General features: G+C 56.4%; 26 protein-coding genes, 1 tRNA gene and 2 pseudogenes. 13 read left to right on the plus strand and 16 right to left on the minus strand.

Going from position 1 to position 24642, the window contains the following annotated elements; translation table 11 throughout:
• The 4 genes from JZX87_RS18905 to JZX87_RS18920 all read right to left on the minus strand — a co-directional run.
• Window positions 1–927, minus strand: a 927-nt coding sequence (locus JZX87_RS18905; RefSeq protein ID WP_206827325.1) for an NAD(P)/FAD-dependent oxidoreductase, incomplete at its 3' end; no start/stop codon positions are given.
• Window positions 928–937: 10 nt separating this feature from the next.
• On the minus strand, window positions 938–2113 hold the full coding sequence (locus tag JZX87_RS18910) for a zinc-dependent alcohol dehydrogenase (RefSeq protein WP_206827327.1): 1176 nt from the start codon (window positions 2111–2113) through the stop codon (window positions 938–940).
• Window positions 2110–2490 (minus strand): SPW repeat domain-containing protein, encoded by a 381-nt coding sequence (locus JZX87_RS18915; protein ID WP_206827329.1) that lies wholly within the window; start codon window positions 2488–2490, stop codon window positions 2110–2112. The genes JZX87_RS18910 and JZX87_RS18915 overlap by 4 nt, the downstream gene beginning before the upstream one ends.
• Before the next feature lie 69 nt (window positions 2491–2559).
• Window positions 2560–3471 (minus strand): PhnA-like protein, encoded by a 912-nt coding sequence (locus JZX87_RS18920; protein ID WP_206827331.1) that lies wholly within the window; start codon window positions 3469–3471, stop codon window positions 2560–2562.
• 277 nt (window positions 3472–3748) lie between these two features.
• Here JZX87_RS18920 and JZX87_RS18925 point away from each other — a divergent pair, with 277 nt between their 5' ends.
• The 5 genes from JZX87_RS18925 (at window position 3749) to JZX87_RS18945 (ending at window position 8856) form a co-directional block, all read left to right on the plus strand.
• A complete protein-coding gene (locus tag JZX87_RS18925; RefSeq protein ID WP_206827333.1) occupies window positions 3749–4429 on the plus strand; it encodes an ATP-binding cassette domain-containing protein in 681 nt (226 codons plus the stop codon).
• Entirely contained in the window at window positions 4420–4818 is a 399-nt protein-coding gene (locus JZX87_RS18930; RefSeq protein ID WP_206827335.1) for an oligopeptide/dipeptide ABC transporter ATP-binding protein, read from the plus strand. The genes JZX87_RS18925 and JZX87_RS18930 overlap by 10 nt, the downstream gene beginning before the upstream one ends.
• On the plus strand, window positions 4805–6391 hold the full coding sequence (locus tag JZX87_RS18935; RefSeq protein WP_286194902.1) for a gamma-glutamyltransferase family protein: 1587 nt from the start codon (window positions 4805–4807) through the stop codon (window positions 6389–6391). The genes JZX87_RS18930 and JZX87_RS18935 overlap by 14 nt, the downstream gene beginning before the upstream one ends.
• A 1645-nt stretch (window positions 6392–8036) precedes the next feature.
• Window positions 8037–8240, plus strand: coding sequence for a CsbD family protein (locus JZX87_RS18940; RefSeq protein WP_148144907.1), 204 nt, complete (start codon window positions 8037–8039; stop codon window positions 8238–8240).
• Window positions 8241–8379: 139 nt separating this feature from the next.
• Complete coding sequence (locus JZX87_RS18945; RefSeq protein ID WP_206827337.1) at window positions 8380–8856, plus strand: PRC-barrel domain-containing protein; 477 nt, start codon at window positions 8380–8382, stop codon at window positions 8854–8856.
• Between the two features lie 149 nt (window positions 8857–9005).
• On the opposite strand, the gene JZX87_RS18950 is transcribed toward JZX87_RS18945, so the two are convergent.
• Window positions 9006–9203, minus strand: a complete 198-nt coding sequence (locus JZX87_RS18950; protein WP_183687953.1) for a hypothetical protein — start codon at window positions 9201–9203, stop codon at window positions 9006–9008.
• 107 nt (window positions 9204–9310) lie between these two features.
• On the opposite strand from JZX87_RS18950, the gene JZX87_RS18955 reads away from it, so the two are divergent.
• Both JZX87_RS18955 and JZX87_RS18960 read left to right on the plus strand, forming a co-directional pair.
• On the plus strand, window positions 9311–9469 hold the full coding sequence (locus JZX87_RS18955) for an entericidin domain-containing protein (RefSeq protein WP_210298141.1): 159 nt from the start codon (window positions 9311–9313) through the stop codon (window positions 9467–9469).
• A gap of 344 nt (window positions 9470–9813) precedes the next feature.
• Window positions 9814–10671 (plus strand): annotated as a pseudogene (locus JZX87_RS18960) (transposase); the annotation flags it as partial.
• Between the two features lie 1371 nt (window positions 10672–12042).
• Here JZX87_RS18960 and JZX87_RS18965 read toward each other — a convergent pair.
• The 3 genes from JZX87_RS18965 to JZX87_RS18975 all read right to left on the minus strand — a co-directional run bounded on the left by JZX87_RS18965 (window position 12043) and on the right by JZX87_RS18975 (window position 13628).
• Entirely contained in the window at window positions 12043–12231 is a 189-nt protein-coding gene (locus JZX87_RS18965) for a hypothetical protein (protein ID WP_183687955.1), read from the minus strand.
• A 177-nt stretch (window positions 12232–12408) separates the two neighbouring features.
• The gene (locus JZX87_RS18970; RefSeq protein WP_206827339.1) at window positions 12409–12693 is read right to left on the minus strand and encodes a hypothetical protein; all 285 of its coding nucleotides are present in this window, start codon (window positions 12691–12693) and stop codon (window positions 12409–12411) included.
• A 617-nt stretch (window positions 12694–13310) separates the two neighbouring features.
• Window positions 13311–13628: a hypothetical protein gene (locus JZX87_RS18975; RefSeq protein ID WP_183687959.1), complete on the minus strand. Its 318-nt coding sequence runs from the start codon at window positions 13626–13628 to the stop codon at window positions 13311–13313.
• Window positions 13629–13848: 220 nt separating this feature from the next.
• On the opposite strand from JZX87_RS18975, the pseudogene JZX87_RS18980 reads away from it, so the two are divergent.
• Window positions 13849–14073: pseudogene (locus tag JZX87_RS18980) on the plus strand (HNH endonuclease); the annotation flags it as partial.
• A 662-nt stretch (window positions 14074–14735) separates the two neighbouring features.
• On the opposite strand, the gene JZX87_RS18985 reads toward JZX87_RS18980, so the two are convergent.
• A complete protein-coding gene (locus JZX87_RS18985) occupies window positions 14736–14999 on the minus strand; it encodes a DUF982 domain-containing protein (RefSeq protein ID WP_206827341.1) in 264 nt (87 codons plus the stop codon).
• Window positions 15000–15333: 334 nt separating this feature from the next.
• On the opposite strand from JZX87_RS18985, the gene JZX87_RS18990 reads away from it, so the two are divergent.
• Window positions 15334–15765, plus strand: coding sequence for a BA14K family protein (locus tag JZX87_RS18990; RefSeq protein ID WP_148144915.1), 432 nt, complete (start codon window positions 15334–15336; stop codon window positions 15763–15765).
• 282 nt (window positions 15766–16047) lie between these two features.
• Here the strand turns inward: JZX87_RS18990 and JZX87_RS18995 are convergent.
• Window positions 16048–16137, minus strand: a tRNA-Ser gene (locus JZX87_RS18995).
• Between the two features lie 745 nt (window positions 16138–16882).
• Between JZX87_RS18995 and JZX87_RS19000 the strand changes: the two genes are divergently transcribed.
• From JZX87_RS19000 to JZX87_RS19010, 3 genes are all read left to right on the plus strand, one after another.
• Complete coding sequence (locus JZX87_RS19000; RefSeq protein ID WP_206827342.1) at window positions 16883–17056, plus strand: hypothetical protein; 174 nt, start codon at window positions 16883–16885, stop codon at window positions 17054–17056.
• 1352 nt (window positions 17057–18408) lie between these two features.
• Window positions 18409–18633 carry a DUF1330 domain-containing protein gene (locus JZX87_RS19005; RefSeq protein ID WP_206827343.1) on the plus strand — a complete coding sequence of 75 codons (225 nt, stop codon included), beginning with the start codon at window positions 18409–18411 and terminating at the stop codon, window positions 18631–18633.
• Between the two features lie 1228 nt (window positions 18634–19861).
• A complete protein-coding gene (locus JZX87_RS19010; protein WP_286194948.1) occupies window positions 19862–20287 on the plus strand; it encodes a PAS domain-containing protein in 426 nt (141 codons plus the stop codon).
• A 731-nt stretch (window positions 20288–21018) separates the two neighbouring features.
• Here JZX87_RS19010 and JZX87_RS19015 read toward each other — a convergent pair.
• The 5 genes from JZX87_RS19015 to JZX87_RS19035 form a co-directional block, all read right to left on the minus strand.
• A complete protein-coding gene (locus tag JZX87_RS19015; RefSeq protein ID WP_148144919.1) occupies window positions 21019–21243 on the minus strand; it encodes a hypothetical protein in 225 nt (74 codons plus the stop codon).
• Window positions 21244–21575: 332 nt separating this feature from the next.
• Entirely contained in the window at window positions 21576–21764 is a 189-nt protein-coding gene (locus JZX87_RS19020) for a hypothetical protein (protein WP_148144920.1), read from the minus strand.
• Window positions 21765–22101: 337 nt separating this feature from the next.
• Window positions 22102–22320: an EsV-1-7 cysteine-rich motif-containing protein gene (locus tag JZX87_RS19025; protein ID WP_148144921.1), complete on the minus strand. Its 219-nt coding sequence runs from the start codon at window positions 22318–22320 to the stop codon at window positions 22102–22104.
• Between the two features lie 232 nt (window positions 22321–22552).
• Window positions 22553–22726, minus strand: coding sequence for a hypothetical protein (locus tag JZX87_RS19030; RefSeq protein ID WP_183687967.1), 174 nt, complete (start codon window positions 22724–22726; stop codon window positions 22553–22555).
• 560 nt (window positions 22727–23286) lie between these two features.
• Window positions 23287–23493, minus strand: a complete 207-nt coding sequence (locus JZX87_RS19035; RefSeq protein WP_206827344.1) for a hypothetical protein — start codon at window positions 23491–23493, stop codon at window positions 23287–23289.
• A gap of 459 nt (window positions 23494–23952) precedes the next feature.
• Between JZX87_RS19035 and JZX87_RS19040 the strand changes: the two genes are divergently transcribed.
• Window positions 23953–24141 carry a hypothetical protein gene (locus JZX87_RS19040; RefSeq protein ID WP_206827345.1) on the plus strand — a complete coding sequence of 63 codons (189 nt, stop codon included), beginning with the start codon at window positions 23953–23955 and terminating at the stop codon, window positions 24139–24141.
• A gap of 91 nt (window positions 24142–24232) precedes the next feature.
• Here the strand turns inward: JZX87_RS19040 and JZX87_RS19045 are convergent, their stop codons facing one another.
• Window positions 24233–24460 (minus strand): hypothetical protein, encoded by a 228-nt coding sequence (locus tag JZX87_RS19045; protein WP_148144925.1) that lies wholly within the window; start codon window positions 24458–24460, stop codon window positions 24233–24235.
• Window positions 24461–24642: the final 182 nt, after the last annotated feature.

The following is a 24642-nucleotide window of genomic DNA, read 5'->3' on the forward strand; positions in this document are numbered from 1 at the left end:
GGACAAAAGCCCTGATCGCGCTGCCGTGGAATAGCTTTGAACAGAGCTTGACCTTACCCCGCCGATTAGAGAAGCGCTTACAGAGAACCACCGCGTCCTCGTGCGCGTCGACGTCGAAATATTCCTCTTTGAACTCGTTGCCAGAAAGCTGGGCCAGGCCTTCGACTGCCAGTCGACCTCGACGCATCCGACCTCCGTTCGCTTGGCTCCGAGTGCTCCTGCAAGCTCCGACCGGATATCCGATCCCATTGCCGGGTAAATCGACTCGAAGGTCATGGATGCCCCAGGCAGGCCGACGATGATCCGGTTTTCCTTCAAGTCGATTCCGCTGATCGGACCTGAGAAAACTTCTATTCCATGTCGCGCCAGCGTCGCCAACTGCTCCCGGCTCAGGTCGTGAGTATCTCGAGGTGATATCATGCTGACTCGGGAGGTAAAGCTCCGCAGGAACAGCGCTTCGTTCAAAGCCCGTTGGCCGGTACCGACAACGCCGACATCCTGTCGGTGATCTCGAAACCATCGCAGATCGGGCAGCCGAATCAAGCCTTTCTCCAGAGCCTCCGTGTGCAGGTCGTCCGGCATCGGCGGACGATGGTTGACAACGCCGGTGGCGAGCAACACGGCGCGCGCCTCGACGAATTCGCCATCCGCCATTGCAATGAAACCGTCCCCATTCCTTTCCAGGGACGTCACCTCGGCGACCCGAAACTTTGCTCCATAGCGTTCGGCCTGGAGCCGCATCTGTCGCACGAGATCGCGCCCGGCTATGCCTTCCGGATAACCGGCGTGGTTGTGGGTGATCGGGATGGACGCCGCGCGGCCCTGACCGTGGTCCAATACGATCACGGCCAGATGGAAGCGTGCCAAGTAAATGGCGGCGGTGAGCCCTGCAGGCCCACCGCCGATGACTACGCAATCATAATTCATTGCGGGTAGATCATGGGGTCAGCACCACCTTGATGCAGTTGTCCTTCTTGTCGCGGAAGGTTTCGTAGAGGGCGGGCCCGTCTTCGAGCTTTGCCCGGTGGGTAATGATGAAGCTTGGGTCGATCTCGCCTTCCTCGATACGGCGCAGCAGGTCGAGCGAGTAACGGTTGACATGAGTCTGGCCGGTTCTGATGGTCAGGCCCTTGTTCATCGCCGCGCCAAACGGGATCTTGTCCAGGAAGCCGCCGTAGACGCCCGGAACCGAGACGATCCCGCCGGGGCGGCAAGCCATGATGGCGGCGCGCAAGGCGTGTGGCCGGTCCGTGCCCAGGAGCGTCGCTGCCTTGACCTTGTCGATGACGGCGTCGAAGGAGGCAGTAGCGTGGGATTCGGCTCCAACGGCATCGATGCATTTGTCCGCGCCGTGACCGCCCGTCATCTCCTTGATGCGGTCGGGAATGGTCGCGTCCTCGTCGTCGAAATTGATGATCTCCGCGCCGGCCTGCTGCGCCAGCGCGAGGCGCTCCGGCACGTTGTCGATCGCGATGACACGGGCCGCGCCCTGCATCAGTGCGCTCTTGATGCAGAACTGGCCGACGGGGCCGCAGCCCCAGATCGCGACGATGTCGGAAGGCTCGATCTCACAGTTGGCAGCAGCCATCCAGCCCGTTGGGAAGATGTCGCCGAGAAACAGCGCCTGTTCGTCGCTCATGCCGTTCGGAATGACGATCGGCGAGACGTCGGCATAGGGCACGCGGACATACTCCGCCTGGCCGCCGGCATAGGCTCCGGTAAGGTGAGAATATCCGAACAGGCCTGCCGTCGGATAACCGAAGGCTTTCGTCGCGTTATCGGCATTACGGTTGGTCCGTTCGCAGACCGACCAGTTGCCCTTGAGGCATTGCTGGCACTCGCCGCAGCAGATCGTGAAGGGGACGACAACCCGATCGCCCACCTTCAGCTTCTTGTTGTCGCGACCGACTTCGACCACTTCGCCCATAAACTCGTGGCCAAGGATGTCGCCTTTTTCCATGAAGGGAATGTATCCGTCCATAAGGTGGAGGTCCGATCCGCAGATCGCGCAGGCGGTCATCTTGATGATGACGTCACGGCCATCTTCGATCGTGGGTTCCGGAACATTGTCGCAGCGGATATCGCCTTTGCCGTGCCAGCATAGTGCCTTCATTGCATGATCTCCTTGTTGTCGTAGTGTTTTGCTGTCCCGGTCGCACGGATTTCAGTGGTCGCCACGAGGACGAGCGCGGCTACGCCGATGAGATAGTTGGGCCACCGGAGGTCCGGCGGGAATTCGAGGAGTGATGGCAAGGCCAGCATCGCGACGGCAAACACGATGTCCAGCAGCAAGTGGAAACGAACTCGAAGGTATCTGACCGCGCCAAGTTCATAGTCCGTGATCAGGCTATAGAGAATGGCAATGATCCCCAAGGCAACCAACGTCATCCTCGTGGCGCCTTGGAGGCCCAGCACAAACGGCAGCGCGATGACGACGAGACCCACGATATAGTCGATCACGCCATGCACGAGCGTAGGTATTAAGCGCATTTACTTCCTCCTTATGTCGCGAGTGAGTGTCGCGACGACGGTACTGGGGCCAGTGCCCAGGCATGGCGGTCAGAGATACCGGCGGCCGGATGTTTCCATCGTGAGGACAGCGCGCTTTGTACCTGCGACTCCTCCAATCCATGATGCAGCCGCACCAAGCGCGAGGGCTAGGAACCCGAGGATGGCACCCGTCGAGACCGTCGTGGCTGCGACCTCGGCTGCGTTGACCGCCTGTTGCTTCGCTGCCGCCATGTTCTCGCGGTAAGTCTTTTCGTATTGTTCGACCTGGGTGCGCGCCTGGTCGACCGGAATGCCCTGTGCCCGCGAGATCGCGTCAGCGGCGCGCGTTCTCGCATCTTCAGCCGTTGCCTGATCTCCAGTCATAGCCGCCTGTACGGCCGAGACTGCCGCATCCTGAAGCGCCTTCGGATCGCTTCCCGTCGAGCCTCGGATCTGACGTTCGATGCCGGCCATAGGATCGGTGGCGCTCGCGAGCGAAGGTGCTGCGGTCATTGCCGCCGTCGCGGCGGTCTGCCCTACGCCGCCTATAGCGCTGGACAGCCCGTTGAACGCGCCGCCGATTAGAGCGCCGACGGAGGTCGTCAGCAAGTAAAGAACGACGAGAGTCGTGACCGCCCAGGTCGTCACGCCATGATAGCCACCGGTCGATTTGCTGGGTCGACCAGAAAGTCGGCTGGCGATATAGCCTGCCACGAACGCCGCGACGATACCGGCAACCACGAACCAAAGGCCTCCGGCGATCGAAAACGTCGTTGCTTCCGGATTGTCGGAGGTGGCCGGATCGAGGACTGCAGCGCCGATGCCGACGCCGAGCAGGTTGAGGAGGAACTGGATCGCGAGTGCAATGACGACTCCAGCGAAAATCGCGCCCCAGGAGACCTGGTTCAACGCGGCCGTGGCCGAGGGATCGAGCGTATGGCCCGTATCGTGGTGGAGATGAGTGGAAGTGGGTAGCGTCATCGGAGTGCTCCTGATTGGCTCCGCCATCGCGGTGCTCGCTAACACGGCGAAGCCCGGCGAGTTCCATGCAACTTCAAAGGAAAACGTCAGAAGCGAATTTCTTTGAGATCGTGTCGGAACCTCCCTCATCGCAAGGGCCACCCGGTGACTATTTCCGCCCCCTTCCAATCTCGCGCGCCAGAATGGGTCCTGCAAATGGCTCCAGAGCGCCTCGCCGACATCCAGCGGTCCGGGCAGTACGCCCGCCGGTTGTCGAAACGGAAGGACGTGCGCTCGCATGCTGGAACCCGGAATGAATGCAATGATCGATCCGGCGAAGGAAAAGGCAGGTGCCGACAGCCAAACTATCTTCGAGCTTCTCGATGTCGAAAAAGTTTATGAGGTCACCAAATCCGAAGGGTTTCTGAAACGCAGCAAACGAAAACTCGCGGCCCTCGATGGTGTGCGCCTGCGCATCGATCAGGGCGCCAGCATGGCGCTGGTCGGCGAGAGTGGCTCAGGCAAATCCACGCTTCTGCGCGTGCTTCTCGGCCTGACGGAACCGACACAGGGGCTGGCACTTTATCGCGGTCGTTCGGTCAACCAGATGCGCGAAGCAGGGCCGGACTTCGCCCGCGACGTGGCGATGGTCTACCAGGACGCGCGCGGCTCGCTCAATCCGCGCATGACGGTCGGCCAGTTAATCGCCGAGCCGCTGCGCCATTTCGGCATTTGCCCGGAGAGCGACATTGCGGAGCAGACAAGATCGCTTCTGGCACGCGTCGGCCTCGCCGCCGATGTCGCAGGGCGTTATCCGGCCGCCATGTCTGGCGGGCAGATCCGCCGCGTGGCGATTGCCCGTGCACTTGCCTCCAACCCGACCGTTCTGGTCGCTGACGAAGCCGTTTCCGGGCTAGACGTCTCGACCCAGGCACAACTCCTCAATCTGCTGCGCAAATACAGAAGGAAATGGGGCTGACGCTGATCTTCATCACCCATGATCTCGGCGTGGCGAGTTATCTCTGCGCGGAAATCGCCATCATGTATCTCGGCTGCATCGTCGAGACCGGACCGACACAGGCGGTGCTGAACAATCCGGCGCATCCCTATTCGAAGGCGCTCCGCCATTCCGCGCCGGAATTTTTCGAGCCGATCTCCGACCCGCTGCCCGGCGAAATCCCGAGCCCGCTAGATCTTCCGCCCGGCTGCCGTTTTTCCGGTCGCTGTGCGGTTGCACAATCCGACTGTCTGGCAAATGATCCGGTCCTGACCCGCAGGGGGCACGACCGGGCCGTCGCCTGTTACCACCCATACGCAATGTCAAACATATCGCCTGAGGGCACCAAGGAACCGCATGTCACATTTTGATTTCTTCTCCGCGCGACGCCCGTCGACGCTCTCCACCGAAGCCATGATCGCCACCTCCCACCCGTTGTCGACCGCAGCCGGGCTGGAAATCCTGCAGGATGGCGGCAATGCCGTGGATGCGGCGATCGCCGCCGTTTCGGTCCAGTGCGTCGTTGATCCGCTGATGACGGGGATCGGTGGCGATTGTTTTGCGCTCTACGCGCCTGCTGGAGAGAAGGTCAAGGCGCTGAACGGCTCCGGCCGCGCACCAGCGGCAGCAAGTGTAGCCAAACTGACGGAACTCGGTCTTTCCGGCGAAATTCCGCAAACCAGCCCGCATGCGATCACCGTGCCCGGCGCGATTTCCGCCTGGTGCCGCCTGCATGCCGATCACGGTACACTGTCGCTGGAGCGTCTGTTCATGCGTGCCATGGGTTATGCCCGCAAGGGTTTTGTCGTCACCCCGCGTGTCGCCATGGACTGGGCCAACCACGAGGGAAGCATAGCGGGCGACACCCATGCCGCAGCCGTCTTCCTGCCGAACGGAAAGGCGCCGGCCGCCGGCGACATCATCAAGCAGCCTCTGCTTGCCGAACGCCTCGAGGAAATCGCTGCCAAGGGTGCGGCCGCTTTCTACGAAGGAGAAGCCGCGGCAAAAATGGTCGCCCATCTCAATTCGCTGGGCGGGCTGCACACGGTGGAAGACTTCGCCGCTGGCAACGATGGTGCAAACTGGATGGAGCCGGTCAGCACGAATTATCGCGGTTATGACGTGCACGAATGCCCGCCGAACGGCCAAGGCCTTGCCGCCCTGCTGATCCTGAAAATCATCGAGGGTTTCGATATCGCCTCAATGACCGATGCTGATCGCATCCATCTGCATGCGGAAGCTACCAAGATTGCCTATCATCACCGTGATGCTCTGATCGCCGATCCCGAGCACTGCCCGGGCGTTGCCGAGAAATTGCTCTCCGACGAGGTGATCGCCACACTGCGCGCCCGTATCGACATGAAACGCGCCCTGCCACCGGTTCTCTGGGATGAGCCGGAACACAAGGACACGATCTATCTCTGCGTTGTCGATGGTGAGGGCAACGCGATCTCCTTCATCAACTCCATCTTCCATGCTTTTGGCTCGACCCGTCTCGACCCGGCGACCGGCGTGCTTTTCCATAGCCGAGGCGCTTCTTTCCGCCTGATCGAGGGCCATCCGAACGCGATCGGCCCACGGAAACGCCCGATGCACACGATCATCCCGGGCATGGTGACCAAGGACGGCAAGGCGCTGATGCCTTTTGGCGTGATGGGTGGACATTATCAGGCGGCGGGACACGCAGCATTCCTGTCCTGCGTCATTGACCATGGTCTTGGTCTTCAGGAAGCGATGGATGTACCGCGCAGTTTTGGCTTCGGCGGCGTGCTGGAAGTCGAACCGACCATTGCGCTGGAGGTCCGCGCCGAACTGGAAGCCCGCGGCCATGTCCTCAAAGTCGCCAGTAGCCCAATCGGTGGCAGCCAGGCGATCCGCATCGGCAATGGCGTGCTCGAAGGCGGTTCCGACAGCCGTAAGGATGGCATGGCTCTCGGTACTTGAAGCCGACGGCGGACGTGCCTTCGGCTCTTCTCGCTTCTGGTGAGTTCTTGAAAGCAACCTGATTGGGGAGCTTGCGGTGATGAGCACATCCGGCTTCCAGATTGATGGGGAGTGCAGCGTTACTATGCCACGTTCACGCAGCACTACGAAAAAGGCCGATGCCCCTTTCGGCAGCCAGAACCATAGGTAACCGGTTCGGGTGTTCGTACCCCACAAGTTAAGATGAAATCCTGCCCCCTCAACTGAATGCCTCAGGAAGTGTCGCTACGACACGACCGCATGGAGGAGGCTACACGTCGTCGGCTTGCAATAGCGCCACTCCGCGAATTCTGTCTGATCACCGAGAATATTCCGGCCCTGAGGTTGTCGACAATCGCAAGGCTCACAAAGGCAACCTCGATCTATTTAACCCGGACAACCTGCAGTCGCTTTGCAATCATCGTTACGACAGCTCGAAGCAGATCATCGATAAGGGCAAGAACGTCGCGGTAGACGGAGTTGATGGGTATCCGATCGAGCTAGGCTAGCGAGCTAATGCGCCATCCACGCGAGCGATAAGATTAGCAGAGCAAGCGCGACAATGAGACCGATGTAATGGGCGAATTCTCGCGTATACTTCCTGTGCATTAGTAACTCCTCCTACATGCCTAACTGCCAAAATGCCTCGGCGTTCCGCGCCGACGAGGCGGGATTGAGGGGTAGGTCAAAGTCTGACCCGTCCGGCAGCCCTACCGGCGGTGTCCAACAGCGATAGCGCTAATACGGTTTTTTGCCTCTCGCGTGCGCAAGCACGCCAGGACCGACGAGGATCTACGACATGGCCAAGAGTTCGAATCGCCCTCATAAATTCTTGCACCAAGGCTTCACCGGCCTTATTTCTGCCGACACCACCGGCAAGGAAGCCGCCCCTTCGTGAGGGGCGGCTATTCTTGTTTCTAGGGATCAGGATCTGGGCCGTCGCAGAATGATTGGTTCGTTACCGCCTTGGTTGTTGCTGCGGTAGTTCCTGTGGTCACGCCTTTCAGATCGTCGACGGTCGTTGCGATCCCAATCGCGACGGTCGCGGTGATCATCACGTCGCGCCTCGCGGTGACGGTTTCAATCGCGCCTGTCGTGATGCCGACGATCCCAGTCCCGACGTGGCCGGTCGACACGGTAGACGTACGGGGGGCCGTCGTAGCGGCTGTAACTGCGCCCGTAGGTCGAGTAGCCGCTCTCGCTGACGCAGCCTGCGAGAGTGAGGCAGGCCATGGCTGCTGCGGCTAGCGTGGATAACTTCCTAAACCTAATTGCGACCCTCCGTTCGATCGGCACAGAAACGGGCACTATGCTGAACGTTCCGCTGGGGTGTTAGATAGGTGGGGGCAGCAAGATCAGGAACAACTGAAGACGTGTCGCATTTCCATCCAGAAAGGAGATCGCAATGAACCTCATAAGGCCAGCGGCGCATTATACTCTGGAAGAGCTGCAGGAGGCTTACGAGCTAAACATTCCTCAAGCTGCCCAAATAATTGATAAATTTGGTGGGGAGAAAACCCGCATTGACAGATTTATGAGCCGCTGCATTCGGCGGCGCGCATAGCGGTACGGAACCTTCCTTGCGCTCATCGGTTTATTTGACAAGCGTATAACAGGAGGAAACGACATGGACTGGAACCGCGTGGAAGGTAACTGGAAGCAGGTGAAGGGTAAGGTCAAAGAGCAGTGGGGCAAGCTCACTGACGACGATCTCGACGTCATAGCCGGCAAGCGCGATCAGTTGGAAGGCAAGATCCAGGAGCGATACGGTTACGAAAAGGACCGCACCACCAAAGACATTGACGACTGGTATGGGCGTCAGAGTTGGTAATCACGAGACCCCGCTTCATTCGGCGGGGTTTTTTTATTTTGTCATATTTTTCTTTTTTTGCCGGAACCAAAGCAGGGCAGGGTCGTTTATCACCGCCACGAAAAAATTCGTGGGATCAATTGCATACGAGGAAATGCTCATGAAGACGATTATCGCCGCCGCCCTTGCTCTTGGAACGATGAGCACCGCTGTTCTCGCTCAGCAGTCCTCTGCTCCCGCTGCGACCGCCCCTGCCGCGACAGCTGCTTCGGGCGCCGATGCGACGATGGTAGGTCCGGGTATCACCATGGGCACGGCAGCAACAATGCCGCTCAAGACCGTAGAGATCAAAGACACAGACCTAGTTACCTCGAAGCTTGTCGGTCTGAACATTTACAACAAGGAAAACGAAGAGGTCGGCGAGATCTCCGACGTCGTGATCGGGAACGGGAAGTCCGTCATCGGCGTAATCGCGAGCGTTGGTGGCTTCCTTGGCCTTGGTGCAAGCTACGTCGTGATCGATCCGGCGTCTATGGCACTTGCAGACGATAACGGCACCTGGAAGGCCTACGTCGACACCAACAAGGACGACCTGTCGAAGGCTCCGAAGTTCGACTACGACAAGCTGAAGAAGTAATTATCGAGCTCTGCCGGCGACCACGGATGTAATGGCGCCCGGTTAAGCTCGAGACCAAGGTCGGCGCGAGGTTTCGCTCCGGCCTTTTTTATTTGATCGCGGAACGAAATTTGCGGCCACCGATTATGTCGGTCACCACGGGAGATTAATCAATGATGATCATCCACGACTGGATTGACGACCGTCTTGAGGAGCGCCGGTTTGCGGCCTTGCCAGCAGGCAATGAGCACGATTTCGCAATGCTTGCGGGTGTCCTTAGGGCGGAAGCCGAAGCCGCGGGTTACAGCGCAGATCGTCTGGTTGAGGCCTGCGACGGTGACGTTGTAGCGTACATTATGTCTCGACAATTGCGGTCAGTTTCTGCTGAGGGCGCCGGCGCAGAACTTACGCTTTAGCACATGGTCACAGTGCTCTACCGCCCTATCTCGAAGAAGTGAAAACCGGAGAGGGTATCATGAGTAAAGCAATCACTACTGTATTCGCCGTGGCTTTGGCTACCGTCGCGTTGTCGTCTTGCGGCAACACGATCCGCGGCATGGGGCAGGACACGGCCAACACCGTGAACGCAACCCAGGATGCCGGCAATCGTGTTGGGAATGCTGCCGCTAGGTGAGGTACCAAAGCGACAAAAGGGCGGCGGAAATGCCGCCTTTTTATTTTCAAGGCATACGTGCAACGCAAGTGAAGTCGAATTGGTCCGACATCTTTGTCAGGTCGTGCTGTTGATGGGGGGTCTCCTTGGGGACACTTCAAAAACCGTGCATTATCTGTGACATCTGGGCGGAGACACCTGCACAACGATGCCCGGTAAGCGCAGGGCAGCGTGCTGCACGCACGGTTGTTAATGGATGTCATTCGGGCGCCGCTTACCTTGCAGACAAGGATCAGCAGGAACGCATCGGATCATGGCGAGTCCAAGGGCAGCGATTACAGATCGAGGTTGTCAGTGGCATCTGCCGCCCCATAGTGGACCGGCTCGCGGATGCCGCTTTCGGTGCTGCGTCGCCAGTGACACCGAAGTTCATCTCCCCGTCTGATCCTGCCGCCCAATGGACCGGCGCTCACAAAGGCCATGCCTTCTTCGCCTACGCCACCAATTATCTGATAGACACCGATCATGGTGTCATTGTCGATGTGGAGGCGACGCGTGCGATCCGCCAAGCCGAAGTCGGGGCATCCCGCACAATGCTCGAAAGGACCGAGAGCCGCTTTGGCTTGAGGCCGGACTATGTGGCTGCTGACAGCGCTTACGGTTCCGCCGACAACTTGGCATGGCTTGTCAAGGAGAAGAAGATCGAGCCGCACATTCCGGTCTTTGACAAGTCGAACCGGACGGGCGGCACCTTCTCCCGTTCGGACTTCACTTGGGAAGCCGAGAACGAGCGATACATCTGTCCGGCCGGGAACGAACTGAAGCAGTTCCACCGCACTTACGATACGCCAAGATCGGGGATCACGTCCGAAGGCACACGGATTTATCGTTCCAGCAAAAAGGACTGTGATGTCTGTGATCTGAAGCAGCTTTGTTGCCCTAACACGCCTATGCGCAAGGTGCCGCGCGATCTCAATGAGGATGCGCGCGATGTTGCCAGAGCGATTGCAGCCACACCGGAATATGAACTGTCGCGTCACCGCCGAAAGAAAGTCGAGATGCTCTTCGCGCATCTCAAACGCATTCTACGGATGGCGCGTCTTCGGCTTCAAGGACGGTGTGGTGCGCAAGACGAATTCTTGCTTGCAGCCACCGCACAAAATCTAAGGAGATTGGCCAAACTCAGGCCGCAAACGCCAACACATGGCGTCATTGCCGCATGAGAGCGACATGAATGGAGACCCTGCGCCGAAGCGCGGAGCAGAAACCCATTGGCACTCCGCCCGGAAAACAAAATCGGCGGATGAGCAGCCAATCTAGCGAGTTTTTCAACGAAATCGGCCGAAAGCGGACCCCACCGCCCTGACATCTAACAAAGGGGCTTGAAGATTTTCGAGAGTGCCTAAGTTAGTTGCTCGCAATGGGAGTAACAACCTATGATCTACGCGATTGTCATCATCGGCTTTTCCGTCGCCATGGGCACCGTTCTAATTCGATATGGCATGGGAGGCGGCGAAGAACGGTAAAGCTTGTTTCCGCCCACTTCGCCCTGACATCAAAAGCCCCGCTACAACTTACTGGAAGTAGCGGGGCTTTATATCTAGCCCCGGAGCAGACGCAACAGAGTGTGGCGGCCATGGAACTGCTAATTCAGGATAAGGTTCCGCCGTTGTCTCACCACTATGCCATCACTGGCGAGTAGTGCTGCCTTCAGGCTGGTTAGATTGAGAAGGCCCACCTGTCCCACCGTCCGGATGAGGGCTTTGGTCAGTAGGCGCCGACACAGCAGGTCCGGTACTGGGCGGGGCGGGTTGCGTTGGTGAGTTGCTTTGAGCTGGGGGTGTCGCGGTATTCTCGGCGGGAGCATCGGTAGACTCTCCCCACATCTCCGCTCCAAGCCAAGCAATCATTGCCAGCGCCAAACCAGCAACAAGAACAATCAACACCGGACGACCGGTTCTGCCCTGTCGCGCGTCTGTGCCAGTCTCGACAACTTTACGATCCATTGTGTCACTCTCCCAATTAGGTGAGCCGAACCAGATGAGGCCGAGTTAGTTCCACTTGGAAGGTCCTTAATTAATCGGCCTGTTTCGCTCCCTGCCGTCACCGTTTCCAAACCAATGGCGGCAGTCTTCATTGACCCCTTGCAAAGAGGGCCGCTTCCTCACCGTCCTGACATCGACGAATGTCATTTATCGCTTCCGCCAGCTATGGGCTGAGAAACTTACTCGGCGAAAGGAACTTCAAATACAATTTTTAGTTTAGTCTGTTCAACGGGGGCGTAGCTCCCCGCCCTGACATCGTCTTACCCACATTTGTGATGCCCGGTCTCGGAAAGCTATTTCTAGCGTCCCTCAAGTATGGAGTAAGGGTCGTCGATGTTTGACCTGATTGAGCGACTGAAAGAGCGATTAGCGCGAAACCATGCAAGGGCTGCGGTGCTTTGGTCGTCAAGGGACCGTGATGGTTCCGGTAGCGCCGAGGTGGACGAGGAAATTGCGCGAGTTGAGCGCACTATTGCAATCGAAGAACGATTATTGACGCTACTCATTCGGGACGTTCGCCGCACACCGCCCTGACTTCATACGAACCATTCAATGGATCGTACGCTTGTCGTTATCGATATCATTCAGCACCTCAGCCAAGGCTGTCGCAACGTCCTCAGTGAGTAGATCCATGGGGTAACCAGAGACGCGGTAGGGAAGGCCAGTCTCAACCACGATTACACTCCAGCTGTGATCGGGTTCTTGAACGGCGCGATAGATGGGGTCGGTGGTGATCATATGGCTCTCCGCGCTAAGGCGAGAGCTCAACAATCTCCCAGTCACCGGGAAACCGGCGATACCAATTACGTAGTGCTGAAGTCGAAAAAAGAAACCCCGCCGCCCTGACATCAATCGAAGGATATTACCGCGGATAAAGCTCGCCATGTGCCGGGCGAGCGTTCACAAACAAGCAAACTAATGCTTCGTCTCGCCTCTGCCCATCTCGTATTCGAAATCAGCAATCAGAGTGATTGCTTCGAAGACAAGCTTTGCCGCAGCCTCATAGTCGGCAAAAAGGAGAGCGTGGTCTCGCTCAATTTGCGTGCCGAGTTCCTCCAAGCCAAAATGATGGTTCGTTGAGAGAGTTCGAGAAGCTAGGGCCGTATACGCTAGGCTTTTTGCGAGCTCGACTAGCACGCGATCACGCTGATGAGCCGTCATCTGCGAAAACGCTAATGGCTCGGTCTGATTGAGGTCCACACGCAGTACTCCGTTTTGCGACTCGATCGTTACTCAAGGGATTCGTTCCCATCGATTTTAACTGTCTACCGAAACCATCGCTCAGCCGCTTTGAGGAGTTCTGGTTCAGTGGTTAATCCGTCCTGAAACAACCGCACCAGCAGCATTGCGAGCTCATCCGGGTGAGTATCGTGTTCCGGAATCACTTGGGCGAAAACGCGTTCAAGCAACGCCAGATCGTCAGGTCGAAGGATTACATTCGATGGGATGCGACCGCGCATTGCAATTCCCTTGCAGCAGTACCTATCTTACTACCCTACGCAGTCAAAGTTCCCAATGTTTTAATGTTTGCGTGATGCACTCGCTCCATGACCAAGCGCCAGATATCGAAAAGCCCCGCTGCGGCTTTGGGATCGCAACGGGGCCTGCCTACTTCTAGAGCGGACGCAACAAAAGTCTGGCGGCTATATAATAATGAAGGCAGGAAAATGTTCCCGCGCGTCATATGCACTTCTCGTATAGGAGCGATATTCACACGGAAGCGAGAGAGATTTGCTCGATCACTGCCGCCACCGAGATGGTGATAATAAAGATAATCCCTGAAAAGATTATCCACTCCGCCGTTTGCTGCTTACGTCTCATGTGCGATTTCCAAAGTAAAATTCCATTCCGTTATCGCGAACTATGTACAGGTCACGGATCATCCCGGCGGCTTGCAGCATCCCCCGTCGAACTTCCTCAGCTGGAAGAGGGATAGCATCGATTTTTGTGGCCAGGATCTTTAGATCGGTGACAGCGTCGTTTCCCTTTACACTTCGAGGAATTCCGACCTTTACCCGCAATTCGTAGATTTCCGCCACAGCCCGTTCGAGTAACTGACGACGCTCGGAGACGCCGATCGTCTCGATCAGGTTTGCTGATCTGATGAGCTCCGTGATCAATTTGTTGTGCTTCAAGCTTTCCTCTCATAGCGCCAAGGGCACCGATGCCAGAGATGACATGCGCGCAATAAAATCAGGTTAAAGGGAGAAGCCCGTCCGCCTCGCGCATCCGATCGTACCAGTCCTATTGACGGTGTCCTTAAATTGAGGACGCCCATAAGCCGCCCAAGGTTCGCGCCGGCAGGATAGTCGCCGACCGTTTCAACCAGCTGAGTTTCAACGTTGTTGCTACTGCGGCAGATGTGTTTCCCTCTCGTGGGATAGTGACTCGCTGAAACGCCCAGACAATGCGACAATCGAGCATATACGCCGGCGAGCCAACGGCGGAACAGACCGTCCATCCAACATCGCCATGTCGTGTAAACGCTGCAACGACGAGCGCGGCGACACGGATTGGCTACACAAGACATTTCGGCGGAGTGAGTACACGGAATACCGGGCGATCGAGTGTTCTCGATAAGGTGCTACAGCGCGGTTGCCTCCGCTCCTGTCGTTTTGGCCGCCCTTGCTTGGAGCGCGGGGCGGCCTTTTTTTATTGACGGCAGCCAATGTGAATGGCTTGATTGACCTTCCGGTTTGTGTGCGGCCTTTTGGAATTGACCATAAGATTTGCCACCGAATAATTGACCACGCCCAAAGTAAGCGCCGTCAATACCACGGTTACGAAGCGGAGAGCGATGAGAGCCGCTAACGACAATAATCCGGTCACGCTACTGACCAAGACGCAAGCGGCCGAGGTGTGAGGCTACGCGAGACTGTGTGATTGCGCTAACAGTTGCGCGCGTCTACGATAGTCACATGGACATCTTGATCAGCGGCCTTCTGCACATGCGCGTGCGCCATCGGGGCGCACCTGCACCTGTCGGAGATCATGATGCATCACAAACGGAAACGTACTAGGATTGCTGCGTGCGGTTTATGCAAGCCTCATAAAACCAATAGCAGCTGCCCTAGGCACAAGACATGTCGGTAGGCGATCGTCATCGCTACCTGTCTGGAACTCACCAGCTTCGCTGCGAGGGACTGAAGCCTTCGTCTCGTGATCGCTAACAAAGCAGTAGAGAAGCCGTCCCTTCGCGAGGGGCGGCTTCTCTTGTTTTCGCTGGGCATGCCGGCATGATTTCAGTCAAGCATTTGCGCTTCAATCGCCGCCTTAATGAACACCTCACGCGAAGCATTCAATTCAAGCCGGCTGCCAAGAGCTTTGAGGCAGGTCGCCTTGGCAAGCGAATAATAGGTGCCGCTCTGGCTGGGCCATCGATACACTAGCTTTTCGAGGGCATCGTTAGGGCTTCTCACGGCCTCGGCGACGCCGCTCCCGACACGGATCCAGACAGGAGCGAGCCATCGCGCATCCGTCCGGGTCTCGAACTTCTCGTACTTCATTTCATGCGTACTCTCATTAAGCGCGCAATGAACTCGATAGCGTTGATTCTGTTCCCGGCCGTCAGCTTGAAAGTTCTCCTGTCGATGGTCGGCGAGAGATGGCGGTGTTCGTCAGGGCGGCTTAATTTGGAAGAAGAACAAGATCGCCTATCTATATGTTAGATAAGCTTTGCTAGGTGACCACGGATGTACGTGGCGCTGGTTGGGGCGATCAGCGGAGGTCGGGGCGAGGATTCGTTCCGGCCTTTTTGTTCTCTCTGATTGTTTGCGCACTAACTAATTTTGGAACCAGTACGTTTCCGGAGCATTATGTCCCGTATTAACGGAGACAATTATGCGAACAATTTCCAAGGTATTTTCTGCGGTCTCGCTTTCGGCGATCGTAACGCTGACCTCGTTTGCCCCGGCTGCGGCCCTACCACTTCCCACAGTTTCTGCCCCACAGGCTAGCAACGCTGAACAGGTCCAATACCGCGACCATCGCCGCTACTACCGGCATCATCGCGGTGATAGGCGGCACTATAGCCGACACCACCGCCGGTATGACCGTCACCACCACAGGCATCGTCGATCGAATGCAGGTGCGGTAATCGGTGGCCTGGCGGCTGGCGCCATCATCGGTGGTGCGATTGCCAACTCCGGCAATCGTTCGTACGGCAGCAGCCACGCGCAGTGGTGCGCTAATCGCTATCGTACCTACCGTGCATCGGACAACACGTATGTACCTCGCGCGGGCGTGCGTGCGCAGTGCCAGTCGCCTTACTGATTGATCGTGGCAGCGTGAAGAGAGGCGGCAGAGATGCCGCCTTTTTTCTTACTCCATGATGTAGCGAATGGGACTTGTCGACGCGGACTGCAAGCCAACGATCTGGTGATGTAGGTGACCAGTGATTCTACGGAGCAGCGATCTCCAGAGGATCGTGATTGCCCCACCCACATGGGATGGGCTCGCCGATATCCAAAAAACAAAGGTGTTGCAGACGCCGTTACGATAAAACGACCCGAATATCAGTTTTGCTCACGTAAATATCTGTTTTAATTGAGAAAATGGCGGACAAGGTAGGATTCGAAACCACGGTACGCTTTCACGCACACACGCGTTCCAGGCGTGCGCCTTAAACCACTCGGCCACCTGTCCTTCAGGATGTTCTGCGTCGCTGCCGACCCAAAAACGTTGGAACGGCGCGATATATACCGATGATTTTCGAGGGATCAACCGATATTTACAGAAATATCTCGAAAACTTGGCGTTTCCTCAAGAAAATGTTGGAAAAGAGTCAGCGGCGGAGCAATTTCCTTAAGGCCGGGGTTTGGAACCAGTAGGATCTATCCGACCGGCCTGCCTTAGAGCCCAGTTCGTCCGTTGGTCCAGTCCGCTATCGAATGCGAGCGAATCGGCATCGCGACGGTCCACCACTGCAGAAACATAGGCGCGGATATCCGCCGCTTGGCGAAATGTCTTTGCCTTGCCAAGTAGCTGTTCTAATCGCTTTGTCTCGACATTGCGGCGATGCTCATCCTCCGACCTGACTTTTTGAAGAGAATGGTCGTCCCATTGCAACATCAGCATCCTTCTTTGTTCAAGCAAATCGGTTCTGCGGTAGGCAGCCTCGCTCTTCAGGCTGTGGGAAGTGTGCGCTCAGCAAGATCGTTGGAGTAACCGTTTTTCGAGACCCAGTCGCGAAAGCTCGAACGAAATCAATGAGCAGTCGCAATCTGCCTTTCGTATCGCTTCCCATCTGGTTCTCATGAAGGATCTTCGTTAGCGCCATACCTCTGACGGGGGTTCCGGCGCGAGACCAAAATACCAATTCCCGAGGCAGTGCAGATTTGTCGCGCTCGTTTTCTAGAAGGTGCAGCACCCGCGGGGTTAAGGGAACGCGATGAGCGACCCGAGATTTCATCCTGGATGCCGGGATAGTGAACGTGGCGATCCAGCATCTATTTGCCCTTATGCCGAGGACGAAAACCCGGAGCGGATGGAAATTTGGCTCATCGGCTATGCGCCCCACATCGATCTGGATGTGATCGCGAATGACAACGTTGCGCCTTCATGAGATTTCTGGAACGACGCCCGTTAGTAACGACGTTTCTTTTCTCTGCCGCGATAATCCTGTCGGTCTTAGTGGTGCAGACATGGATGACTGGCCGGTTTGGCACCGTGGACGGCAAAGCGCCGATCACCGACCCGCCTGGTTGATTAGATCAGAAGCGAAACCATCACCTTTGACATCAAGAGCCCCGCTGAGGGTTTGGGATCGCGGCGTGGCCGAAAGCCGACCTCGAAATGGACAAACCAAGGGTGGCGGCTGGGAAACCGGACAGACCAAGAAAAGCTCCGGTGCCAGCCCAACCCGATGTCATTTGTCAATCACCCTCTTTTGGAACCGACAAAGGGAGAATTAACCGCGCTGGAAATTACTCACCACATCGATTGCGCCGATGCATTCAAATCTGCTTTTATCTCCGCGTTGATAGTGGAGTTGCTCGTGAAATAGTTAGCAGAGCGCCTTGCTCAGAATAGTGCGATGTCCAGTGACCGATTGATGTCCGTCTCAGCTTACTTAAAGACCAGACTGCGAAGGCAGCTCCACGAGAAGTGGCCGATAAATTTCATGGTTAACGGGACATGCGCATAATCGAGCTGGCGCTCAGTATCCGGAATCCCAAGAGACATCATCGCTGGTATCTCTAAACCGCCGCTCACTTGCAGAATTCAGCGACGGCTGAGATGTCGCTAAGCGCCTCCTGCCAGCCCGTGGGGCGATAGCCCTTAACCTTCTCTGGCCACTCGCAGATCCCGTCGGCATTCACGTAGCCTATCCAATGTGCGTTCGTCAGGTGGTCGAACTTTAGGAAGACTAGCTTGTTGGCAGCTAACGAAGACACAGGTCGCCAAATCATCTCGAATCGCTCTTGTTCAATTACTGTAGAGAGGGGTATCTGCGCTGGCTTGCTTAAAGCTGGCAGGGCTAGGTGAGCCGATTGTCGGGGCCGTCTGCCCTGACATCAAAAAGCCCCGCTACAACTTCGTGGAAGTAGCGGGGCTTGGTACCCATCCCCGGAGCGGATGCAACAGGGTTTGGCGGCTATCGAACGGCGAGGGCAGGAGAAGGTTCCGTCGCATTATCCGATTGGCCTCACCTTCCGCTGATCAGACCATAGCTAACGATCATTAGCCAAATCCCAGCTATAAGCGCCGCGAAGGACGCCAGAGCGATTATTGCCCCTCGACCAAGCAAAGCTTTCTTTCTGCGCTCATACACCGGCTCACTCTTGTTCTGCAGGCCGGGGTCGTTCTCCAGTCTCGTCATTTTGGGGCTCTCCGTTCTCGCCAATAACAGCGAATAGACCCGAAGGTTCCGCGGGATATGTCTCGGTAGGGGGCGAAGACTGAAGGTAATTATTTATGCCGATTCGCATTCCCCTTGCAGCATTTCGTCGGAGGTTAAACAGCGTGTTTTTTCATCACACGCGATGTTACGAAGCAGGACTTGAGCAGCGCACGGTGATTTTTGAATTTGATAGAGTGGAACATGCAAAAGCTGCGCACGACAGCCCGGCTTATCAGGATGCGATGGCGTTGCTCGAAGGTGTCGTAGAGCGAGACATCCGTATCGTCGAAGGTGTGTGACTTGAGGACAGCGTACCCGCCGCCCTGACATCAAAAGCCCCGCTGCGATGATGGCGCACCGGGGCCGAGGAAGACCTTGAGATGGACAAAACAGTGTTGGCGGGTGAAAAACCGGAAAGACAGAGAGAAGTTTCGTGCGCACCGACATCCTCAATCGGAGCCTACCTTGGATCAGGAGCATCCTGTCTTCTGTCAGAGATCTCACTTAAACGTTCGAGGTTTGATCTCATCTCGTCCAGCCGCGCTTGGAGCAGCTTGGCCGCCTCAATGAAAGTCTTTTCGGCGCGCCGTAGCTCGTCCAAATTGTCGTTGGCAACGTTCATGACACTTTCGCAATGTTAACTGAATAAAAGGCGTGATGGCTTCCTCGCAGAATAACGAGGAAACTATGTTATCAATATCGAAACTTGTGCGAGGCGCTCGGACTGCCGCCCTGACATCGTGGGGTGCCCACGCCGCTTCGGTTGACGCAGCTGTAAAGCCAACTATTCCGCATTAGCGAAATCGGGGAGAGACAAGCCCCTCCCGCACCCCAAAGTTGATATAGTCAGATGGTAATAGCGAGGAAAGGTCCTATACCGTACCGAGCGAAGGCCACTCGTGTGGTTCCGAGAGGCCTGTGCCTCGACTGGAGGTCAAAGACGCGCAGTTGCGCCCACCGATATTTAGCCACAGCTAATGGATTTTGTCTATCGGAACTGACGGCACACCACCGCCATGGCATCAGTCGGTGGTTTCAAAGACTACCTGTTGGTCTCGTCAGGGCCATCGCCTGCGCTAGTCTTCCGGTGTCCAACGTGAGCCTGACGTTTTGCGTCGCGGACTTTACTGATATGGCGAGATAATGCAGAGGACGACGCCTGATGTCTTTCGGATGACGGCGCCATATTGAGTTCGGTTTTCCACCGCTCCAAACGAGCCGCGATAGTCTTATCCATTTCGGTACCTTTCAGCATGTCAGGCGAACGTCTTGTTATTTTATATCCGAGACGGTTTTCAGTTCTTTTGTATGTCCCAGCCGGAGATTATTACTCATAATCGAATATTGTGACAAGTTATCACCTAAATACTTGGGTGGGGGCAATTTTTTAAACGATTAGTGAAGGAACTACTTGCATTTTTTTGGGTTGGTCTACCTTAGATAGTAAGCCGCTGTATCCCGCCTAGCTGCAGGACGGGTGTTCGTAAGTGAGGAAGCGGCGCTGCTAGGAGGAAAGACGTGATTTTGATGGAAGTGGAAAACCAACAAGATGCGGAAGATCATTTAGCGCCCACTGAAGCCGGTATTTTCACATGGGTTGTGGAGAGCAACCTCATTTTTGGAGATACCCTGGTGGCCTCGCTATTTGGGCTCGATCCCAGGCAAACCGTTAAAGGCCTTCCTTTCGAATCCTATTTCGCTCGCGTACATGAAGAAGATCGAGCTGAAACGAAGCGTCTGATTAAACAAGCTATTCTCGACGGCCAATCATATCATGCAGAGCACCGGCTGATGAACGCTTCAGGTGCCTATAGATGGTCGGTTGCTATGGGACGTTGTTTCCAGAACGAGAATTCGATGCCGCTATTTTTCTCCGGCATAGTCTATCCCATCGATCAACTGAGGGAACCTGGCCAGGAAGCACAGACTGATGGCTCCCAGATGCCACCCTAACATCTTCTGCGCGCTTGGCGTGCCGTGATTGTCCCCCAGCCGTTCCGCTAAATGGTACGGTATTTGACAATCTCTGCGGAGGCAGCCTCGAATAGACCGTAGGCTCTTCGCCGGGGGTGAGGGATCTGCCAGCATTTACGGGAATTTCATGATGGCCGAACCCACCACCCTGACATCAAGAGGCTACGGGCCGGACTAAACACAGCCCGACCCGTTTAACTGTCCAAGAGGGGTAAATGACAGCACTCGAAGGATGGCCAAAATTACTAGCGCGAGGCTGCTCACCTCAAAGACCAATACCGATGGCCGTTATCATTAGACGGCTCTACGAACACGTGATCCAATATTTCGTCAGCATAAACGAACACAATATCGGGCTTCATTGGGCGTATGGGTAGCGGTACATTTTTTACGGGCGTCTTCGGGCGCTTCCGAAATGTCAGTCTCGGAGAACGAACACTATAGAGCCTTTTGCCTGCCATAATATGCCTCGCGATTGAACGAGGTAATATTTAGGTAATTATCTAGGTCGGCAAGAAACTATTCGGATAATGGTAAGCGTAGAAGGTTAATTCTGCTAATTCAGCCGGGACATCAAAAAGCCCCGCTACAACTTCGTGGAAGTAGCGGGGCTTGTTACCCAGCCCCGGAGCGGACGCAACAAGGGTTTGGCGGCTGTATAACTGCGAATTTCGTAAAAAGGTTCCGCTGTCCGCACCACCGCCCTGAGATCAGTGAACGGAGCCAGCATGAGAGGTCCGCCAGAACCAGACGCTCCAGCCGGCACCTCGATACATGCCGCAAACAGAGTTTGATTGGAGCATCGCAGCTGCTTCCATAGCCTCAGCATACACATCGACATTATCCACGATTTGCTCGATAAGTTCTTCGATGTCGATATCCCTGATAAATGAAAGGGTCGGGCTCTCGAAGCCAGCGTGAATAATTTCGCTCATTTCCACAATCTGTTGCCTCAATATCAACTGGGTGCCTGCACCGCTTCGGTTGATGCAGCACCATGTCAATGCCTAGAAAAACTATAGTCGGAAGGAGACTAGCCTCCATCGCACCCAGACCATCGATATAGTCGTCATGCTTCCTGGAGAAAAGAGTACGAGACCGTACACGCAAATTGCCCCTCGGGTGGTTCCGAGGGGCTAGAATGACTGCAAGTCAGGGGCGCGCTAAAAGCGCCATACAACCATGAAATCACACAAATTGACGTTTGTCCATTCTCGGGGATCGTACGACGGGGACCTATCTGTCATTAGAGTATGCCACCGGGACATCAGCCGTCATCCTTTGACTGGTTTGCGAAAGCCAGCAATTTGGTTGCGACGTCCCGCGCAGCTTCTTCGGTGATGGCAACTGCGAATTGGCGCTTGTCGGTCAGTAAGTGCAGGATGCCGACCGGCGGCGACGCGTGAATAGTTTCGACAGCACACTGCATGAGAAATTCGGGCTCTTTTTGCAACATCAGCAGTCTCCTCGTTACTGTCGTAGCCTTCGCAAAGCAGCCGCCCGTCATCGAGCGGGCGGCAACCCGTTCGCCTCGCGCATCCGATCATATCAATCTTCGACCGCATTCGCGGCTTGCCAGTGCTCTGGCCCCCATCCTCGATACGGCCTGGTGATGCGACGCGTGAAGCCGCCTTTCCCATGAGCGACGCCTGACCACATGAATTCGTTCTTGCTGGTGTGTGTCGTCAGCTCTCGCATGATGCGGCCGATTTAGATTGAGCCGTCATAGCCGCTACAGTTCTGATGGCCTTCGCCCGGCCAGGCGATGCGCCAATCGTATTTTTCAGTCCATATCACCGGAGAATGTCGGCGATCTCGGCTGCAGCTAACCGTGCCTCACCATGCCGAGGCAGGCCCCGATAGATGGGCGGCTGATGCTCGGCGCAATACCAAAGTGTGATGGCTCTGCTTTCCTCGAAGCCGTAACAGCCCCACTTTTTGCAGCCGTCATGGCAGCAGTAGTGTTCAACGATTACAGAGTCGGTGCGGGTGGTTCTGGTTTCGTCGCTCATCCTCGCGCCTCTATGAGAAGCCTGGCGTTCAGCAGGCAAGGGAAAGATGCGTAGCAGCGATCAGTTTCTGCGTACTCACACCCATTTGCCAAGATCCTCCGAAGCTCGGAAAATTTCGTGTTGGCGCCGAACTTTTTGATAAGCGCCTTCCTTTCGAATTCCCCATAGCTGCCGCACCAATTGCACGACATGTCGATCTTGTCTGCGGGGTAGTCTTTCAGACGAGGAAGTGTCACTGCAGGTTAAGTCGCAGCTGTATGCCCTTCGGGACAGTAGGACGCTTTAGAGAGGCGATCTGAACGCGTTCGTAAACTTCACGCCTCTGCTTTTCCTGCTTCTCACGCAGCGCGCGCGATGCAGCAACGACAGCCAAGGCTCGAGATACAACTTCATCGGTACGGTTCATCTGCACCTCCATAATGTTCACTGTATGTGCTCATATAGAATGCAAAAAGTCAATGGTGATTCGCACTGACATCGGAGGGAGGAGGGTGTCGCGAGAGCTTGAGTTCGAGAGGGGACTTAAACTCTGTCAGGGGACGGGGGACGGCTCTCGCGACGTCGATATAACGAAGCTGGCACGCGTTGGTTCCTTGTGAAGTGGCCAGAGCTGCACAAAGCGCGCTCCGGCCACACTCGTCCCCACGAGAACGCGACAGCATGTTACGAAAGAGCCGCCTCCATTACAAGCGCCCTCTGCCTAATCGCGGAGGGCGCTTCTTCCGTTTCGACAGAAGGGAAGGAGCAGGCCAAACGTGAGCGTGCCGAAGACAGGATCAAGTTCTGTGCGGTCTTATGCGAGGAGGGGTAGGACGCGCGGGGGGCCAGGGCAGGGTCGTCGGGCTTGATAGACCGGCCGGATTTGTCTTTGAGGAGAGGCCCGCCTCGCCAAGCCTAGCAGTAGGTGCTGGTTTCACCGATGGCGAGAGTTTTGCGAACTTTCGTCAGCCTGTTTGATGAGCGAGGTCATGGCTGTTCCTCGAAGACTTCAGTTGTCCGAGGGATGATGCTGCGCTGCGCGGCACGATGTTCGGCGCCGGCAAAGAAGGTGAGCTGCACGTCCTCGCGCAGCCAACCCATCTCGGGTTCAAGTGGCTGCGCGGATCGCGCGTAGATGAGGGAGGCTTCGTGTAAGTTGGATCGAACCAATTTCACAACCATCAATACGAACAAATCGGCTCGGGAAAGCCGATCAATGACCCATTCATGTGGTGGCCGGGCAGGGTGCGGCCTAGCGGTTTGTAGCCGCAGTTACAAGCTAGCGGCAGATTAGTGGCAGCAGTCGCTGTGGACGCCATTCTAAGCTGGCGTCTGGCAAACGAAAATCACCGTGACACAGAGCGGGGAATTTTCGCTTGCCGAATTGAAGGGCTCGAGACGAAGCAGCATATTATACCACTTCCACGCCAGAGACGGCGCTCTACCAATTAGGCGTAGCGAGCTCGCATGCGGACAACCTCGTGGCCACCTACTTCGACGACCTCGTTGGCACTAACCTGTACCGCAACCTAGAGCGCATGCTTAATCAGATGACGAGGTACATCGAAGAGACAAGCGGCGTTACGAGGAGGTGGGCCTACTTTATTATTCCGATCCCCGAACCGACGGATACGAATTTGGGGAGGCCGGTCAATGAACGCGACCGACAAACTCCAAGCGACCGTACGAACCCTCGGCATCAAGATCCGCATCATGTCCGCCCTTACCCCCCACGCCAAGGAAGCAGGAAGCGACAACGAGATCTGGCAGGCCTATCGGGTATCGGAGGCATCTGAAGAACGGCCGGCCCTGGTCCACCAGCAACTGCCTTGTAAGCAGTAGGCGCAATTCAGTACCAAGGCTTCAGCAACCTTGGCCCACCGACACCACCGGCAAGGAAGCCGGCCCTTCACGAGGGGCGGCTTTCTCGCGTCTAAGGATCAAGAACGACGCGGCGGCAGAATGATGGGTTCGTTACCGTCTCGGTCGTTGCTGCGATAGTTTCGGTACTCCCGAGTTTCCGATCGACGACGGTCGTTGCGATCCCAATCGCGGCGGTCACGGTGATCATCCCGTCGCGTCTCCCGGTGGCGGTCCCAATCGCGCCTGTCATGATGTCGGCGATCCCAATCCCTACCGGGCCGGTCAGCGCGATAAACATACGATGGTCTGTCGTAGCGATTGTAGCCTCTGTCGTACGTTGAATAACCGCTCTCGCTGACGCAGCCTACGAGAGTGAGGCAGGCCATTGCCGCTGCGGTGAGCGTAGATAACTTCTTGAACATCTGGGTGAGCCTCCATCCGATTAGCAAGGAACGGGCACGGCTCCGGAACGTTCCTTCC

Source organism: Agrobacterium sp. Ap1 (assembly GCF_017313375.1).
GTDB classification, from domain to species: domain Bacteria; phylum Pseudomonadota; class Alphaproteobacteria; order Rhizobiales; family Rhizobiaceae; genus Neorhizobium; species Neorhizobium cellulosilyticum.

Excerpts from the sequence above, each read along its gene's own strand:
- JZX87_RS18910 (WP_206827327.1), bottom strand. The coding sequence starts at position 2,113 with ATGAAGGCACTATGCTGGCACGGCAAAGGCGATATCCGCTGCGACAAT.
- JZX87_RS18915 (WP_206827329.1), bottom strand. The coding sequence starts at position 2,490 with ATGCGCTTAATACCTACGCTCGTGCATGGCGTGATCGACTATATCGTG.
- JZX87_RS18920 (WP_206827331.1), bottom strand. The coding sequence starts at position 3,471 with ATGACGCTACCCACTTCCACTCATCTCCACCACGATACGGGCCATACG.
- JZX87_RS18925 (WP_206827333.1), top strand. The coding sequence starts at position 3,749 with ATGCTGGAACCCGGAATGAATGCAATGATCGATCCGGCGAAGGAAAAG.
- JZX87_RS18930 (WP_206827335.1), top strand. The coding sequence starts at position 4,420 with ATGGGGCTGACGCTGATCTTCATCACCCATGATCTCGGCGTGGCGAGT.
- JZX87_RS18935 (WP_286194902.1), top strand. The coding sequence starts at position 4,805 with ATGTCACATTTTGATTTCTTCTCCGCGCGACGCCCGTCGACGCTCTCC.
- JZX87_RS18940 (WP_148144907.1), top strand. The coding sequence starts at position 8,037 with ATGGACTGGAACCGCGTGGAAGGTAACTGGAAGCAGGTGAAGGGTAAG.
- JZX87_RS18945 (WP_206827337.1), top strand. The coding sequence starts at position 8,380 with ATGAAGACGATTATCGCCGCCGCCCTTGCTCTTGGAACGATGAGCACC.
- JZX87_RS18955 (WP_210298141.1), top strand. The coding sequence starts at position 9,311 with ATGAGTAAAGCAATCACTACTGTATTCGCCGTGGCTTTGGCTACCGTC.
- JZX87_RS18965 (WP_183687955.1), bottom strand. The coding sequence starts at position 12,231 with ATGATCACCACCGACCCCATCTATCGCGCCGTTCAAGAACCCGATCAC.
- JZX87_RS18985 (WP_206827341.1), bottom strand. The coding sequence starts at position 14,999 with ATGAAGTACGAGAAGTTCGAGACCCGGACGGATGCGCGATGGCTCGCT.
- JZX87_RS18990 (WP_148144915.1), top strand. The coding sequence starts at position 15,334 with ATGCGAACAATTTCCAAGGTATTTTCTGCGGTCTCGCTTTCGGCGATC.
- JZX87_RS19000 (WP_206827342.1), top strand. The coding sequence starts at position 16,883 with ATGAGCGACCCGAGATTTCATCCTGGATGCCGGGATAGTGAACGTGGC.
- JZX87_RS19005 (WP_206827343.1), top strand. The coding sequence starts at position 18,409 with ATGCCGATTCGCATTCCCCTTGCAGCATTTCGTCGGAGGTTAAACAGC.
- JZX87_RS19010 (WP_286194948.1), top strand. The coding sequence starts at position 19,862 with ATGGAAGTGGAAAACCAACAAGATGCGGAAGATCATTTAGCGCCCACT.
- JZX87_RS19015 (WP_148144919.1), bottom strand. The coding sequence starts at position 21,243 with ATGAGCGAAATTATTCACGCTGGCTTCGAGAGCCCGACCCTTTCATTT.
- JZX87_RS19020 (WP_148144920.1), bottom strand. The coding sequence starts at position 21,764 with ATGTTGCAAAAAGAGCCCGAATTTCTCATGCAGTGTGCTGTCGAAACT.
- JZX87_RS19025 (WP_148144921.1), bottom strand. The coding sequence starts at position 22,320 with ATGAGCGACGAAACCAGAACCACCCGCACCGACTCTGTAATCGTTGAA.
- JZX87_RS19030 (WP_183687967.1), bottom strand. The coding sequence starts at position 22,726 with ATGAACCGTACCGATGAAGTTGTATCTCGAGCCTTGGCTGTCGTTGCT.
- JZX87_RS19040 (WP_206827345.1), top strand. The coding sequence starts at position 23,953 with ATGAACGCGACCGACAAACTCCAAGCGACCGTACGAACCCTCGGCATC.
- JZX87_RS19045 (WP_148144925.1), bottom strand. The coding sequence starts at position 24,460 with ATGTTTATCGCGCTGACCGGCCCGGTAGGGATTGGGATCGCCGACATC.